Here is a 14,588-nt window from a genome sequence, read left to right on the forward strand (position 1 = left end):
TAATAAAAAAAGACGTCCAAATATTAATTTTGAACGTCTAGCAACTTCTTAAAATTTAAAAAGTGTATATGTCAATGTTGTAAGTTTTTCTTCATCAACATATTTTATTGGTATAGCTCTATTTAAAGCTATTCGACGACCCTCTGTTGCTATACCAATTACTTTGTCACTTTTATTTATAATAGGACCTCCACTATTCCCGGCAAAAATTATTGGAGAAATTTCGTACATCTCAACCTTTTTAGAAAATGTTGTTCTTAAATAATCCCCACGCTCCATCTTTAATTGATCACCCTCACTAAAATCAGGATAGCCAAGTAACGTAATCGTCTCATTTTGTTCAGGTTCTCTTAATTCCCTTTCAAACCCATTATTCAAAATAATTTGATCTTCTGGAATGAGAATTACCAAATCTAGTTCTTCACTAAAAAAAGAAATTTTAGCACTAATTTTTTTGGACTGGCTTGCACCGAATCTCAAGTTAACAAAGTATTCAGTTTCACGTGGTAAAAAACCATCTTTAATTGAATCTATAACAAACTCAAAAACATGATAGTTAGAAACTATACCAATGCCTTTTATTAAAAAACCGGTTCCTTGTCCATAATCAATTTCTGAAAAGATATTCATCTCATTATCTTTTTTCCATAATTGTATATTTGTTTGTGGAACTACACAAACAAGATTAGGAAGCTGGGATAACCCTGAATCTATTACTATAGGTTTTTCGTCTTTAAATTGGTCTACTACTAATAATAATTTGTTAAATCGTTTAGCCAAACCAATGAAAAGTGCATCATTTTTCCCACGAACCATTCCAACATAACTAATCATACCTTTTATGACTTTCATAAGGCGCCCTATTGAATCACCTTTATAATCACTTTCAGCAAATTTTGTAGCCGGAATAGACAAATCATCTAAATTTGACTCAATTGAAAATAGCATCGCACGAATCTTTCGAATAAACCTTCTATCGATATTTAGTTTTCTGTTTACCTTAATCCCTGTTACCTCTTGATGTTGATTATTGTTTTGTAGTCTGGTTTTTGATGAATTAATTTCAAAACCATTTTTTTCAACTATTTCAATTAGTTCATTACCTAAGCAAATTTCACCATTATTTCTTCTTACAAGCTTTCTACTAAAGGTTGAATTAGTGGAAAACGTTATATCATCCGCATATCTTGAATAAGTAATTTTTCCCAATTTTCTTGCCAGGTTAATAAGTTCCTTATCCAAGGTCTTACAAAGAATATTTGAAATTGTTGGTGAAGTCGGTGCTCCCTGAGGTAAAAAACCATCTGGATGACAACAAAGATTAGTTAGTGTAGATGCAACTATACTACTTAGTTTAAAATAATTTATAAACATACTTCTTACTCTGCCAGATGAAATACTTGGAAAAAAATCTAGTAAGTCAATATTCAAAATATATTTTTTCTTTAAATGCAAGCTTGCATTTTGGACTGTACTTCTTCCTTGAACAAATCCAAAGGCTCTAGAGCTCGGATTAAAACTAGAAATCAAAATCGTATTTAGTTTTTTTTGAAGCTGAAGTAGCTCATCACTTGGAACAAATATTTTACGCGAATCACCGTTTTTTTTAGGAATCTCTATTTCAGTATAGAAGTTATCGCGTTCCTCAAATAATAATCGTCTAAGGTATCCTGTGGATATACCTAAAGCTTTTGCTATTTGGTCAAATGTAGAAATATCTTGAATTCTCATAAAATAATGTTACTCCACTAATATTGAGGGAAGCTCTACCGCTTTCGCATTACATTAGGTAACAAGTTAACCAGTACAGTAAGAAAGTACAGAAGCGAGCAGGAGACACGTTCTTGTACCATTAATATTTATGGTCGCAGTTTACACAACCCAAATTCAACTTCCCTCATCGCTATATTATCAAAATATAAACTATTCTTCTACACCTATTTTAGAAGGATACATATTATCTTTCATCAAATTTTTTTCTCTGCTTATAGATTTTGATTCTTCGATAATCAAATCCTATCTCTGTCATTAATTCCTCCCAGTTTTTATTTGTTCTTTTCATAATTGTATCAACTGATGGTAGTTTTGGGGATTGAGCTAATTTTCGAAACTTTGTCATTGATAAATCATCTTGTAGATCCAAGCGGATTATTTCATTTTTTAATTCTAACAGTAGTTCGAAATCAGTAAATCGAGGGCCACCATTTTTTTCTTTAAAAAGTGGACGTATATCTCCTAACCGCTTCTTAACAGTGCTAAGTGAAGGAATATCCTTCCCTACTGATTTTTGTTCGTACATTCGTTGAGAACTTATCTTTTCACACTTAATAAAAGCTTCTACTATTTTCAATAATTCTTGTTCTGACATTTTAGCCCATTTTCCATAACCAGTATTTTCTTGTCCTATACTAATCAATAAATTCTCCCATGATCCATATTTTTTGTTAATGAACCACATGCTTGGTGCAGAATTTGGATTTTCTGATAGCTTTTTCTGGTATTGACGGCTGGATTTAATTCCGTGTTTTTCAATGAATTCATTAATTGTTAAAATCAGTTTTAAATCACTTTGATTTTTCCAGATAACACGCCCATCATTTTGCTTCACGTTAAAAACTCCTAAAAATTATTTAGATAGAAGCCTATCACATCAACTTTTTAGTAGAAAAGTACATGTTTTGCCTTTTTTACTAATAGCTGACCCTTTGAGAAACTCGGGTTCTAAAGTTACTAAATTCGGTAAATGTTTTGGTATTTTTCGTATTATATTTGTCGTCAGACTGACTACTAAATTTTGTCCTATTTTGACGACACTGATAGTCAATATCGGACAATCTAGGACAATTTAGGGGAATATGGGTGAAAAATGAACCAAAACAGCCAAAAATGGCTTAAAACTGTGATAGAGAAAAAAGAAAAAGCCCTTGATATACAAGGACTTTTCACAGATTTCAGATTTCCAAGGAAGTTTTCCGTGTTTATCTTCTGATTTCTTTGATACGAGCTGCCTTACCATGAAGGTTGCGTAAGTAGTACAATTTAGCACGACGAACACGTCCATGACGAGTCACTTCGATCTTAGCAACACGAGGAGTATGTAATGGGAAAGTTCTTTCCACACCAACACCATTTGATACTTTACGAACAGTAAAAGTTTCGCTAATACCATAACCACGGCGCTTGATAACAACACCCTCAAAAATTTGGATACGTTCACGAGTTCCTTCGACTACCTTTGCGTGAACACGAACAGTGTCACCAGGGCGGAAATCAGGAACATCACTACGTAATTGAGTACTTGTAATTTCTTCGATTAATTTACTCATGTCTTTCTCTCCTTCCAACAAATATTCATGTCATTTTCTACAGCGGAATACCGTTAATTTGAGCATAAGCTCACTCATACGATATTATCATACCAGCATTCTGATGTAAAGGTTTATACAGACTTTCTAGTCTTTTTTTTCCTTTTTAGTTTGCTCATTTTTAATCTCTACTAACCATTTCGTTTCTTCCGGTGACATGTCATACGTTTCAAGCAGATCTGGTCTTTCGCGGTATGTTTTTCGAAGTGCTTGGTAGTGCCGCCACTCTTTTATTCGACCATGATGGCCACTCAATAAAACCTCTGGCACTTTTTTACCATCAAATTCCGGTGGTCTCGTATACTGTGGGTATTCTAATAACCCACTCGAATGAGATTCTTCTATTGCTGAATCTTCATTTCCAAGTACCCCAGGAAGGAGCCGAACGCTTGCATCAATCATGACCATAGCTGGTAATTCTCCACCAGTTAACACAAAGTCTCCAATAGAATAACTATCATCGGTATAATCTTTGATACGTTCATCATAGCCTTCATAATGGCCACAGATGAAAATCAAATGTTCCTCTTGACTAAACTCTACTGCCGTTTGTTGGTCAAATTTTTTACCAGACGGATCCATCAAAATAACGCGTGATCGTTTCCCACTTTGCTTTTCTTTAGCAGCAGTGATAGCCGCCACTAAAGGTTCTACTTTCAGTAACATGCCGGCCCCGCCACCATAAGGATAATCATCGACATGATGGTGCTTATTGGTTGAAAAATCACGAAAATTGACCGTATCGATAGCCACCACGCCAGAGTCAATTGCCCTACCGATAATCGATGTTTGAAAGCCTGCGGTGACCATCTCTGGAAACAGTGTTACAATATCAATATTCAACACGGTGATCAAAAACCTCCCTTTAATCTAGCAACCCTTCGATGATGTTGACCGTAATTTTCTTGTCTGTCGCATCCACAGATACAACTACATCCTTTATAGCCGGTAGATAAAGAGGTTTCCTATTGCTACTAGTCACGACCCACACATCATTTGCCCCTGGCTGTAAGATCTCACTGATTTCTCCAAGAACAATTCCGTCAGTTGACATAACTGTACAGCCAATTAAATCGTCAAAAAAATAACTATCATCTTGATGATCGGCTTTCGCCTCTTTTTTATCGACCCATAGCGTTAGTGTTTTGTATTGCTCCACTACATTGATTGATTCCTTTCCAACAAATGTAAGTAAGTCAAATTGCTTGTGTTTGCGGTGACTTTTTATCACTAACTTTTCCTTTTTTCCTTTAGCAGAAGGATTATCGACCCATAAAATTTGGTTAGGTCGATACCTTTTTTCTGGAAAGTCAGTGATAGATTGGACTCTGACTTCCCCTCTTAAACCATGTGTATTGACGATTTTTCCAACTCTTAAGAACTCCATAACTAACTCCTATATTTATACTGTGATACTAAAAAAGAGCTATGGCCAAAAATCAGTATTGATTTCTGGTCCATGCTCCCCTATTGCTACTACTCTTCAGGATCAACGATTGTTAACCGAATTTTTTTGCCCTCTGGGGTACGAATGCTATAAACAATCGTCCGAATAGCACGTGCTACCCGCCCTTTCTTGCCAATCACTCGACCTATATCAGAAGGATCTACCCTCAATTGGTATTCCGTGTATTGACCAGCCGGCTTCTTATCGATTCGAATAGCTTCCGGCTTTTCGACAAGCGGTTGTACAATGGTTAAAATCAATGTTTCAACATCTGGCATGTTGATCATCCTCTCAACGAAGGGTCTTTAGTTATTTAGAGTATTTTTGGTCATGAAATTTCTTCATAACACCTTGTCGCGATAAAATGTTTTTAACAGTATCGGAAGGTTGTGCCCCATTCCCTAACCATTTCAAAACAAGTTCTTCATCCAAGGTAACTGTTTCAGGTGTTGATAGTGGGTTATAAGTCCCAACTTTTTCAATGATACGGCCATCACGAGGTGAACGTGAATCTGCTACAACGATACGATAGAAAGGTGCTTTTTTAGAACCCATTCTTTTTAAACGAATTTTTACTGACATAATTTAATTCCTCCATACATTTTTCTCACTGAGACATACTATATCAGAATAGTTGCATGGTGTAAAGTATTTTTTCTTTACACCTCTATTTTTTCTTTTTAAGTCTCTTCTTCTTAGCCTTTTTCATTTTACGACTAACAGCCTTCATGGCTAATTGGTTTCTCTTAGACATCTTTGCCCCTGGTATGCCATTCATCATCTGTTCCATACCGTCCATATTACCATTAGCCATTTGATTCATCATTTGCTTCGATTGATTGAACTGCTTGATCATTCGGTTGACTTCCATCAGCGGACGAGCTGAACCTCTTGCAATGCGTTTCCGTCTATTTTGGCTCAAAATATCTGGATTCTCACGTTCCTCTGGTGTCATAGACAAAACGATAGCTTTCATTCTAGCCATATCCTTTGGATCAACTTGTACTTGATCAAGTCCAGGGATTTTATTCATTCCCGGAATCATTTTAATCAAATCTTCTATGGGACCCATACTAGATACTTGATCCATCTGAGCAATAAAATCATTAAAATCAAAAGTATTTTCCTTGATTTTTTCAGCCATTTTTTCGGCTTCTTGTTCATCAAAGTCTTGTTGTGCTTTCTCGATCAGAGTCATCATATCGCCCATACCAAGGATACGAGAAGCCATTCGATCCGGGTAGAAGAGGTCAATATCAGTCAGTTTTTCACCTTGACCAATGAACTTGATTGGCTTGCCGGTGATCTCACGCATCGACAAGGCTGCCCCACCACGAGTATCACCATCTAATTTGGTCAACACAAGACCAGTGATCCCCAAATCATCATTAAAGGCTTGTGCAACATTAACGGCATCTTGACCAGTCATGGCATCGACAACCAGCAAAATATCGTCTGGATTAGCAATTGCCTTGATTCGTTTTAGCTCTGTCATCAAGGCTTCATTGACGTGTAATCGACCAGCCGTATCAATAATGACAAGGTCTCGCCCGTCATTTTTAGCTTGCTCTAACCCATGTTCTACGATTGTAACAGGATCGACTGAGGTCCCTTCTTGATAAACAGGGTAATCCAACTGCTCTCCAATCGTTTGTAATTGGTCGATCGCCGCCGGACGGTAAACGTCCCCTGCAATAAGCAATGGGCGTAAGTGGTTATTCTTATGGACATAATTTGCGATTTTACCAGCTGTCGTCGTTTTACCAGCACCTTGAAGCCCGACCATCATAATGACTGTTGGTGGTTGCTTGGAGATATTCAGTCCAACTTGCTCTCCACCCATTAATTCTGTCAATTCTTCGTTAACAATCTTAACAACTTGTTGCGTTGGTGATAGTGCTTCTAATACGTTGCTTCCCAGTGCCCGTTCATTGACTTTTCGAACAAATTGCTTTACTACTTTGTAGTTAACATCTGCCTCTAGCAACGCTAGACGAACCTCACGCATCATTTGCTTGAGATCAGCTTCAGTTATTTTTCCTTTTTTACTAGCAGTGGAAACGGCTGCTTGTAATCGTTCCGATAATCCTTCAAATGCCATTACTTTTCTCCTTTAAGTTCATATCATCCAACTCATTGGTCATCTTCTATCACCCGTTGAATCAGTTCATTAAGTGTTTGATCTTCTCGATAATGGGTAGTGACGTATTGTGCTAATAATGCTAAGTGATCTTGTCTTTTGTGAAATTGCTCTACTAACTTCAAACGTTCCTCATATTTTAGCAAGATCGACTCTGATCGTTTTAATTGATCATAGACAGCTTGTCGGCTAATACCATGTATCTCTGCTATTTCTCCTAATGAGAGATCCTCACGGTAATAATCCACTAAATATGAGCGCTGCTTTTCCGTTAAGAGTTGCTCGTAAAAGTCTAATAACACATTCATCTGGGTTGTTTTACTTAGTGACATACAGACTCCCCCATCGTCTAACTCCCCTCATTATATCAAATTTATAAGATCAAAAAAAGACTGGCCCATATCGCCAGTCCTCTCTTTAGCATTATTAGTCATTATTATCAGGCATCATTATTGGTAGCATTGTTGGTATCATTATTGGTCATCTTTATAAGAGGTCTTTAACCAGACCCATAATATAAAGCTCAGGGTCAAAGACTCGAAGATCGTCGATACCTTCCCCTAAGCCTACAAACTTAACAGGGATATCTAACTCATGCCGGATGGATAAAATAACCCCACCTTTTGCAGTACCATCAAGTTTGGTTAGTATCAAACCAGTAATTGGAACAGCTTCTCTAAATTGCTTTGCTTGAATCAGAGCATTTTGGCCAGTTGTTGCATCCAATACTAACAAGGTCTCTTGAGCTGGAGTTCCTAGTCCTTTTTCAATAATACGATTGATTTTAGCCAGTTCATTCATTAAATTGACCTTTGTTTGCAACCGACCCGCTGTATCTACTAATAAGTAATCATAGTGTTCTTCTTTAGCCTTTTTGATGGCATCGTAGACAACAGAAGCTGGATCGCCACCTGCTTTTCCAGTGACGACAAAAACATCTGCTCGCTTTCCCCACTCTTTTAACTGTTCAATGGCACCCGCACGAAATGTATCAGCAGCTGCCAATAACACCTTTTTCCCTGCCTTTTTATAACTATTAGCAAGTTTGCCGATTGTTGTCGTCTTACCAACACCATTGACGCCAACAAACAACAAGACTGTTGGACCATTTGGATTTTCAGTGATCGTTGGCAAACCAGCTTGCCCCTTTTCATAGATATCGACCATCTTTTCCACAATAGCTTCCTTGACTGCTTGTGTTGACCGAGCATTCTTAAGTTTGACTTCTTCTCTCAATGCATCGGTGATTGCCAGTGTCATTTCAAAGCCTACATCTGCTGAAATCAAGGTTTCTTCTAAATCGTCAAAGAAATTCTCATCAATGCTTCTAAAATCTGCTAAGAACGTATTGATTTTTTCAGAAAAACTTTGTCTAGTTTTTGCCATGCCTTCATCATAGGCATCTAGGACCACTTTCTTTTCATCCTGCTTAATGGCTTCTTGTGTTTCATCTTCACCCGTAAAAGCACGTTTGATTCTATCGAATAATCCCATCAGATCACCTCCTAGATTTGATGTTTCCGAGCACTGATTAATTGCTCAAACACCTTTGCAACCCCGTCTTCTGCATTTGTAGTAGTTACCATATCTGCGACTGCTTTCACCTCTGGGATAGCATTTCCCATAGCGACCCCAATACCAGCTTTTTTAATCATGGGTAGGTCATTCTCTTGGTCTCCTATAGCCATAATAGCACTTACCGGTACCTCAAGGATAGAGGCTAGATCACTAATAGCATGCCCCTTATTAACCGTTTTTGGTAACAGTTCCAATAAGTTTGGACGAGATTTCATAATTGTAAACCGGTCATAATAGTCCTTCGGTATCTCCTTAATAGCCGCATTCAAGACGTCTACGTCGTAAGAAAAAAGAATTTTGTTGAATTGATGTGATGTGGAAAAATCACTCAGACTCACATGCGAGAATGGCAACTTTGTCATGATTTTGGGATAACCTGACTGCCGACCTAATGGCTCATTCAACAAATAAGCATTCGTGGCATCAACAACGGCTAATGGCATATTGATGGCTTCGGCTAGTTTTAATAATGACGAAAGATCGTCTAAACTGAGTGTTACTTTTTTTAAGACTTCCCCACTAGCTGGCCGTTGGATCAAGCCACCATTATAAGTGATGATGAGATCATCTGGCGCCAACAAGTTCAACTTATGAACAAGATCGATGACACCTTGAAGTGGTCTACCCGTACAAATCACGGGTTTAACACCTATTTCTTTTAATCTTTGAACGGCACTGACTGTAGTTGGTGTGACTTCACGGTCTGGAGCAAGTAGTGTGCCATCTAGATCTATCGCTACGGCCTTAATTTTGTTCAAATCTACTGTCATAAGAACTTACCATTACCCCTCTTGTTATATATAGTCGTACATATCCTTCAAAGATTGTTACTCAATTAAGTATTCCAATATTGTATTGTAATGACTAATTCAGTCTTTACTCATTCTACTGAAGCAATACCCTAGACCAAGGCTCTGTCATCTATTTCTGCTAATTTGACCGATGCCATCTTAGAAATACCGGATTCTTGCATAGTAACACCATACAAGATATCTGCTTGTTCCATTGTCCCTTTCCGGTGAGTGATGACCATAAACTGTGTTTGTGGTGTAAAAGTCTTCAAATAACGGCCATAACGGTCGACATTAGCATCGTCTAGTGCGGCTTCTACTTCATCTAACAAGCAAAACGGTACAGGTTTAGTTTGTAAAATAGCAAATAGTAATGCTATCGCAGTTAATGCTCTTTCCCCACCAGAAAGTAAACTCAACGATTGTAGTTTTTTACCAGGTGGCTGAGCAACAATCTCGATTCCTGTGGTCAGAAGATCTTTAGGATCAGTGAGTTCAAGTCTCGCTTGTCCCCCACCAAACAATTGCGGAAATGTTTCCTCAAAATGTTGATTGACAGACTCAAATGTCTTTTTAAAGCGTTTGATCACTTCTTGGTCCATGGTCTTCATTGTTGACCAAAGTTCCTCTTTTGCTTCATCCAAATCTGCTTTTTGTTGGGACAAATCGATATAACGATCATTAATTTCATCAAAATCTTCGATTGCTGCTAAATTAACTGGCCCCAGTTTTTTGATTGCTTGCTTTAACTCAGTAACGCGTTGTCGACCACTAGCAACAGCCACAGTCAATGGTTCTACCTCTAGAGCTTTTTCGTAACTGATATGATATTCCTCAGTCAATAGAGACAGTTTTTGATCCATAACACTTTCATAACGTGTTAACGCCTTTTCAGTTGTTGTCATTCTATAATGGTGTTTCTCTAACGTTTCACTGATTTCAGTCTCTTTTGCACTAAGGCTACTGATGACTCGATCACTTTCTTCAAGTATCTTCTGAATCTTAATCTTTTCTTGATTGATATGTTGTTGATCTAAGTCAACTTTCTCAAGTTCAATGAGCAATTCAGCTTCTTTTTCTTCCAACCTTTTTTGACTGTCCTTAGCACTCTCTTGGTTAGTCGTTAACATAGCCGTCTCGCTGATTAGCGACTCTAATTGTGCCTTGTAACTTGCTTGTTCATTCACTAGAGCTTGACGTCTCTCTACTTGTACAGCAAATTCCTTTTCAGCATCAAAAATTGTTTGTTGGATTTTCCGCTGTTCTTCAGCTCGATCAGTATCAGCAGTTTGCGATTTTTCAATTTCTGTTTTCTTTTGAGCCGATTGCTGTTCAACCTCATTAATTCTAGGTTTGATAGTCTTGATATCTGAAATAATCTGTTCAAGATCCTCTTGAGCAAGTTTAGCTTCATAGCGCGCCACTTTTAACGCTTGAGTGAGTTGTCCAGACTCTTCCGTTAAAAAACGTTTCTCGGCCGCTAATTCTTTTTGCTTTATTTCAAGATCTCTCAGCTGATTGGAGGTTTCTACTAGTTGTTGGCTAAGTCTCTCCTTTTCGGCACTTTTAGCAACAAGTATTTCTTTCTCTTTCTTTCTAGCTTTCTCAAGTTCTTTTAGTTTCTTTTGCAAAGCAGAAAGTTGACGAGTTCTACCAATCAAGTTAGGACCTTTACTTCTTTTTTGTCCCCCCGTCAGTGATCCACCTGGATATAAGAGATCACCATTCAATGTGACGATTCGTAAATGAAAATGCGTTTTCTGAGCTAGCTCATGTGCTGTTTTTAGATGGTCTACGACGATATACCCACCTAATACATTACTGATTGCTGGTTCAACTAGCTCATCATATGATACTAGATCAATTGCGACTCCAATAAATCCTGCAAATGACTGACAGGCTGCCAAATCAATTGATGACACCGTTCTTTTTTTCATCGTCGTTAACGGCATGAAAGTCGCCCGACCCATTTTCTCTTTTTTTAAGTAAGTAATGGCAGCATCTGCTGATTGCTCATCTCTCACTATAACATTCTGAGCCGACCCTCCTAGCAAAACGGTTATAGCTTCTTCAAACTTTTCTGGCACACTGATTACTTCCGCAACAGAACCAACAATCCCCGGCAATTGCTTCTTTTTTTTCAGGATGGCTTTGACACCCGCAAAGAAGCCAGCATAATCATCTGCTAATCGTTCCAAGCTATTGTAGGTAGCAAGTTGTTGATGGTAATCATTCTTTAAATGTTGCCATTTTGCTTCGGCTTCTTGATAACTGACAGATTGTTTTTTTGCCGTTATTCCCAACGTCTCGTGGTGTTTAGTTGTCTCGACTAACTGGTTTGTTTTCTCTGCAAGTTGCTCATCATTTACTTCTATCTTATGATTGGTTTTAGCCAATTCGCTTTCTTTTATACTAACCGCCTGATTCGATTTTTCAAGCTGATGCGTTTGTGTTTCCTTTTCTTTCTCTAACTGTGCCAATTGTTGATGCATTTTAGACGTTTGTTGTAACAGCCCAAAGTATTCATCTCTTAAGTCTTCTACTTTTGGTAACTCGGTTTCTGATATTTTATTAAGTAGCGCCTTTAAAGCTGCGAGTTCTGTCTTGACCTTTAACTCATTAGCTGCAACAGCATCGACCTTTTCACCAATTACCTTGATCTGTGCCTCAAGATCTTTTTGCTTTTTCAAAGACTGTTCCGTCTGCTCAGTTTGTTGCGTCCCCGTTTGTAATAAGTGAGTCAAACGCTCTTTGACTAAAGCAATCTCGCCCTCAATGCGTGCTTTTTTAGTCTGGTTAGCTACATTCTTATCCTCAACAGTTGCTTGATCACTCTCTTTATATGATCGGTCTTTAGCAACCTGATCTCGTTTCACCTTTACTGCTTGCTTTTGGTGATTCAATTTCTCTATCAGACGATTTTGTTCAACTAAGTCTGATTGCGAGTGATCATATTGCGTTTTAGCTGCTGTTAATTCAGCTGTTAGGACTTGTACTTCAAGTTTGCTTTTTTCCTTATCTAAATCAAGATAGGTTTCAGCCGACTCTTTTTGATTTCTTAAAGGTTCAAGTTGTTGCTCTAATTCATAAATAATATCCTTCAGTCGATCTAAATGATCTTCTGTTTTTTTGAGTTTACGTTCTGCCTCGGATTTTTGCATTTTATAGGTTAAGACACCAGCAGCTTCTTCAATGATAGAACGTCTTTCCTCAGGTTTATTGTTAAAAATTTCCTCCACTTTACCTTGAGAGATCATAGAGAAAGCCCCTTTACTAAAACCTGAGTCCATCAATAGTAAGGTGATATCTTTCAAACGTGAAGGCTTTTTGTTAATCAGATATTCAGAGTCACCATTACGATGATAACGACGCGTAATGATGACTTCATTGTAATCAAGGGGCAAGAAGTGATCTTCATTATTGAACTGTAAACTAACTTCACAAAAATTGACGGCTTTTTTACTGTCAGATCCCGAAAAAATCAGGTCCTCCATTTTTTTGCCGCGCAAGGATTTTGCTGATTGTTCTCCAAGGACCCATTTGATAGCTTCTGATAGATTTGATTTACCACTACCATTTGGACCAACAATAGCGGTAACACCTGAATCAAGCTGTATAACTGTTTTATTAGCGAATGATTTGAAACCATTCAATGTGATTTTTTCCAGTTGCATGCGTCTCTCGTCATCCTATTCTAAATATCTTTTAGTCTCTCTTACTTTTTTATATTGATGTCAAATTTTTGACAAAGCATCTTGTGCTGCTGCTTGCTCAGCTACTTTCTTGCTATTTCCTCTTCCGATACCAATTTGAGTCTCATTTTTACTGACTGCCACTAAAAAAGATTTTTGATGTGCAGGTCCCTTTTCCTCAATCAAGTCATAAGAAATTTGAACTGGACCATCCATTTGAAGCTTTTCTTGTAATAGCGTTTTATAATCTGTTATTTTCTCAATGACTTGATCAACTTTACTCGTCACTTGAGAGATGATGAAGTCTTCTGATACCTCATATCCACCTTCTAGATACAAAGCACCAATCACCGCTTCGAACACGTCACAGAGCAAGCTAGGACGCTTTCTACCACCACTAGCATCTTCTCCTCTACCGAGAAGCATCAGTTGATCGAAGTGACAATCAAGTGCTAAACGTGATAAATTCTCCTCACATACTAACGCTGCCCTAAGACGAGTCAATTTACCCTCTGGCCATTCGACATAGTTATAATATAAATACTTTGAGACAGTTAATTCTAAAACAGCATCCCCCAAAAACTCTAGTCGTTCATAACTCGCATTGTGATGAAGTTGGTGTTCATTAACAAACGATGTATGACTAAAGGCTTGGTCGATTAAAGCAGTGTCTTTGAACCGATAACCTGTCAATTGAGCAATAATCTCTTGCCGCTTATTACCAGTGGTAGTCGATATTACTTTTTGTGATGCGATTCCAGATTTTTCATCCGATTGTCTTTTAAAATTACCATTAACTTTGTTGTTTGATTTGTTGATACCCATTCCACCACATCTTTCTGTAAATTACGCTATAAAACTACTGTAATACTAACTGTTTAATCACTATTTCTACGATTCCTCAAGATGGCTAAAATAAATTTATATAACATCAATCCATCAGTTAACCATGAGTTATCCCTCAGATATACTTCAACTAGCCTTCAACTATCCTTCGATTATCCTTAGCCTATCTGTCGATGCTTTTATTTCTATTGCCATCTATTTCCATCGCATCTAATAAAGCAAAGGCAATTAGCTATTGATCTCATATAAATTGATTTCAGCGGTCACACTTTTCTAGGTCATTCTTTGAGCGATAAAACAATCAACTATACCACATTATACGGTAAAAAGAGCTTATTGTCATATCCAATATTTGAATAACTTCTTATCATGACCTTCTCAATCAAAAAAAAGGGTTCTATAATATTTGGTGTTGTTACTCAAAAAGTAGCGACACCAATTTTTGATACAAAAAGACATTTGGTTGTCCTATAATTAAATCGCTAAACAAAATCATAGGAGGATCAACCAAATGTCCCACACCAATTTTATCAAAACAAAAGATGAAAACATAGATAGCATGATTAAAAAAATCCTTAACATCAAAGATTCTAATATTTCTTTTCCCAAAAATGCCGTGTCAAAAGAAAGAGTAAAAGGCCGATTGTCTACTGTTTTTACCGGAAAATTAACTTATAAGCCATCTCATTGCGAGCATTGTGGCTGCCCTGAGGTCAATCGCCATTCGTT

The 14,588-nt window shown here is 37.5% G+C and carries 13 protein-coding genes and 1 pseudogene; 1 reads left to right on the forward strand and 13 read right to left on the reverse strand.

Going from position 1 to position 14,588, the window contains the following annotated elements; genetic code table 11:
* Window positions 1-48: 48 nt before the first annotated feature.
* The 13 genes from H541_RS11715 to rnc all read right to left on the reverse strand — a co-directional run bounded on the left by H541_RS11715 (window position 49) and on the right by rnc (window position 13,838).
* Window positions 49-1,731 carry a reverse transcriptase domain-containing protein gene (locus H541_RS11715; protein ID WP_022796371.1) on the reverse strand — a complete coding sequence of 561 codons (1,683 nt, stop codon included), beginning with the start codon at window positions 1,729-1,731 and terminating at the stop codon, window positions 49-51.
* A 226-nt stretch (window positions 1,732-1,957) separates the two neighbouring features.
* Window positions 1,958-2,608, reverse strand: a complete 651-nt coding sequence (locus H541_RS0105725; RefSeq protein ID WP_022796372.1) for a hypothetical protein — start codon at window positions 2,606-2,608, stop codon at window positions 1,958-1,960.
* 370 nt (window positions 2,609-2,978) lie between these two features.
* Entirely contained in the window at window positions 2,979-3,326 is a 348-nt protein-coding gene (gene rplS / locus H541_RS0105735) for a 50S ribosomal protein L19 (RefSeq protein ID WP_022796374.1), read from the reverse strand.
* A gap of 126 nt (window positions 3,327-3,452) precedes the next feature.
* Window positions 3,453-4,208, reverse strand: a complete 756-nt coding sequence (trmD, locus tag H541_RS0105740; protein ID WP_026501653.1) for a tRNA (guanosine(37)-N1)-methyltransferase TrmD — start codon at window positions 4,206-4,208, stop codon at window positions 3,453-3,455.
* Between the two features lie 22 nt (window positions 4,209-4,230).
* Window positions 4,231-4,752: a ribosome maturation factor RimM gene (rimM, locus tag H541_RS0105745; protein ID WP_022796376.1), complete on the reverse strand. Its 522-nt coding sequence runs from the start codon at window positions 4,750-4,752 to the stop codon at window positions 4,231-4,233.
* Window positions 4,753-4,841: 89 nt separating this feature from the next.
* Window positions 4,842-5,090, reverse strand: coding sequence for a KH domain-containing protein (locus H541_RS0105750; RefSeq protein ID WP_022796377.1), 249 nt, complete (start codon window positions 5,088-5,090; stop codon window positions 4,842-4,844).
* A gap of 31 nt (window positions 5,091-5,121) precedes the next feature.
* Window positions 5,122-5,394, reverse strand: coding sequence for a 30S ribosomal protein S16 (rpsP, locus tag H541_RS0105755; RefSeq protein WP_022796378.1), 273 nt, complete (start codon window positions 5,392-5,394; stop codon window positions 5,122-5,124).
* Window positions 5,395-5,479: 85 nt separating this feature from the next.
* The gene (ffh, locus tag H541_RS0105760; protein ID WP_022796379.1) at window positions 5,480-6,913 is read right to left on the reverse strand and encodes a signal recognition particle protein; all 1,434 of its coding nucleotides are present in this window, start codon (window positions 6,911-6,913) and stop codon (window positions 5,480-5,482) included.
* A 32-nt stretch (window positions 6,914-6,945) separates the two neighbouring features.
* Window positions 6,946-7,284 (reverse strand): YlxM family DNA-binding protein, encoded by a 339-nt coding sequence (gene ylxM, locus H541_RS0105765; RefSeq protein WP_022796380.1) that lies wholly within the window; start codon window positions 7,282-7,284, stop codon window positions 6,946-6,948.
* A gap of 154 nt (window positions 7,285-7,438) precedes the next feature.
* A complete protein-coding gene (gene ftsY, locus H541_RS0105770) occupies window positions 7,439-8,446 on the reverse strand; it encodes a signal recognition particle-docking protein FtsY (RefSeq protein WP_022796381.1) in 1,008 nt (335 codons plus the stop codon).
* 11 nt (window positions 8,447-8,457) lie between these two features.
* Window positions 8,458-9,300 (reverse strand): Cof-type HAD-IIB family hydrolase, encoded by an 843-nt coding sequence (locus tag H541_RS0105775; protein WP_022796382.1) that lies wholly within the window; start codon window positions 9,298-9,300, stop codon window positions 8,458-8,460.
* Between the two features lie 131 nt (window positions 9,301-9,431).
* Window positions 9,432-12,995, reverse strand: a complete 3,564-nt coding sequence (smc, locus tag H541_RS0105780; RefSeq protein ID WP_022796383.1) for a chromosome segregation protein SMC — start codon at window positions 12,993-12,995, stop codon at window positions 9,432-9,434.
* A gap of 60 nt (window positions 12,996-13,055) precedes the next feature.
* Complete coding sequence (rnc, locus tag H541_RS0105785; protein WP_022796384.1) at window positions 13,056-13,838, reverse strand: ribonuclease III; 783 nt, start codon at window positions 13,836-13,838, stop codon at window positions 13,056-13,058.
* 532 nt (window positions 13,839-14,370) lie between these two features.
* On the opposite strand from rnc, the pseudogene H541_RS0105790 reads away from it, so the two are divergent.
* A pseudogene (locus H541_RS0105790) lies at window positions 14,371-14,588 on the forward strand (ISL3 family transposase); the annotation flags it as partial.

This window comes from Bavariicoccus seileri WCC 4188, assembly GCF_000421665.1.
Lineage (GTDB): Bacteria > Bacillota > Bacilli > Lactobacillales > Aerococcaceae > Bavariicoccus > Bavariicoccus seileri.

Coding starts and splice junctions, on each gene's coding strand:
- H541_RS11715 (WP_022796371.1), bottom strand. CDS start 1,731: ATGAGAATTCAAGATATTTCTACATTTGACCAAATAGCAAAAGCTTTA.
- rplS (WP_022796374.1), bottom strand. CDS start 3,326: ATGAGTAAATTAATCGAAGAAATTACAAGTACTCAATTACGTAGTGAT.
- rimM (WP_022796376.1), bottom strand. CDS start 4,752: ATGGAGTTCTTAAGAGTTGGAAAAATCGTCAATACACATGGTTTAAGA.
- H541_RS0105750 (WP_022796377.1), bottom strand. CDS start 5,090: ATGCCAGATGTTGAAACATTGATTTTAACCATTGTACAACCGCTTGTC.
- rpsP (WP_022796378.1), bottom strand. CDS start 5,394: ATGTCAGTAAAAATTCGTTTAAAAAGAATGGGTTCTAAAAAAGCACCT.
- ffh (WP_022796379.1), bottom strand. CDS start 6,913: ATGGCATTTGAAGGATTATCGGAACGATTACAAGCAGCCGTTTCCACT.
- ylxM (WP_022796380.1), bottom strand. CDS start 7,284: ATGTCACTAAGTAAAACAACCCAGATGAATGTGTTATTAGACTTTTAC.
- ftsY (WP_022796381.1), bottom strand. CDS start 8,446: ATGGGATTATTCGATAGAATCAAACGTGCTTTTACGGGTGAAGATGAA.
- H541_RS0105775 (WP_022796382.1), bottom strand. CDS start 9,300: ATGACAGTAGATTTGAACAAAATTAAGGCCGTAGCGATAGATCTAGAT.
- smc (WP_022796383.1), bottom strand. CDS start 12,995: ATGCAACTGGAAAAAATCACATTGAATGGTTTCAAATCATTCGCTAAT.
- rnc (WP_022796384.1), bottom strand. CDS start 13,838: ATGGGTATCAACAAATCAAACAACAAAGTTAATGGTAATTTTAAAAGA.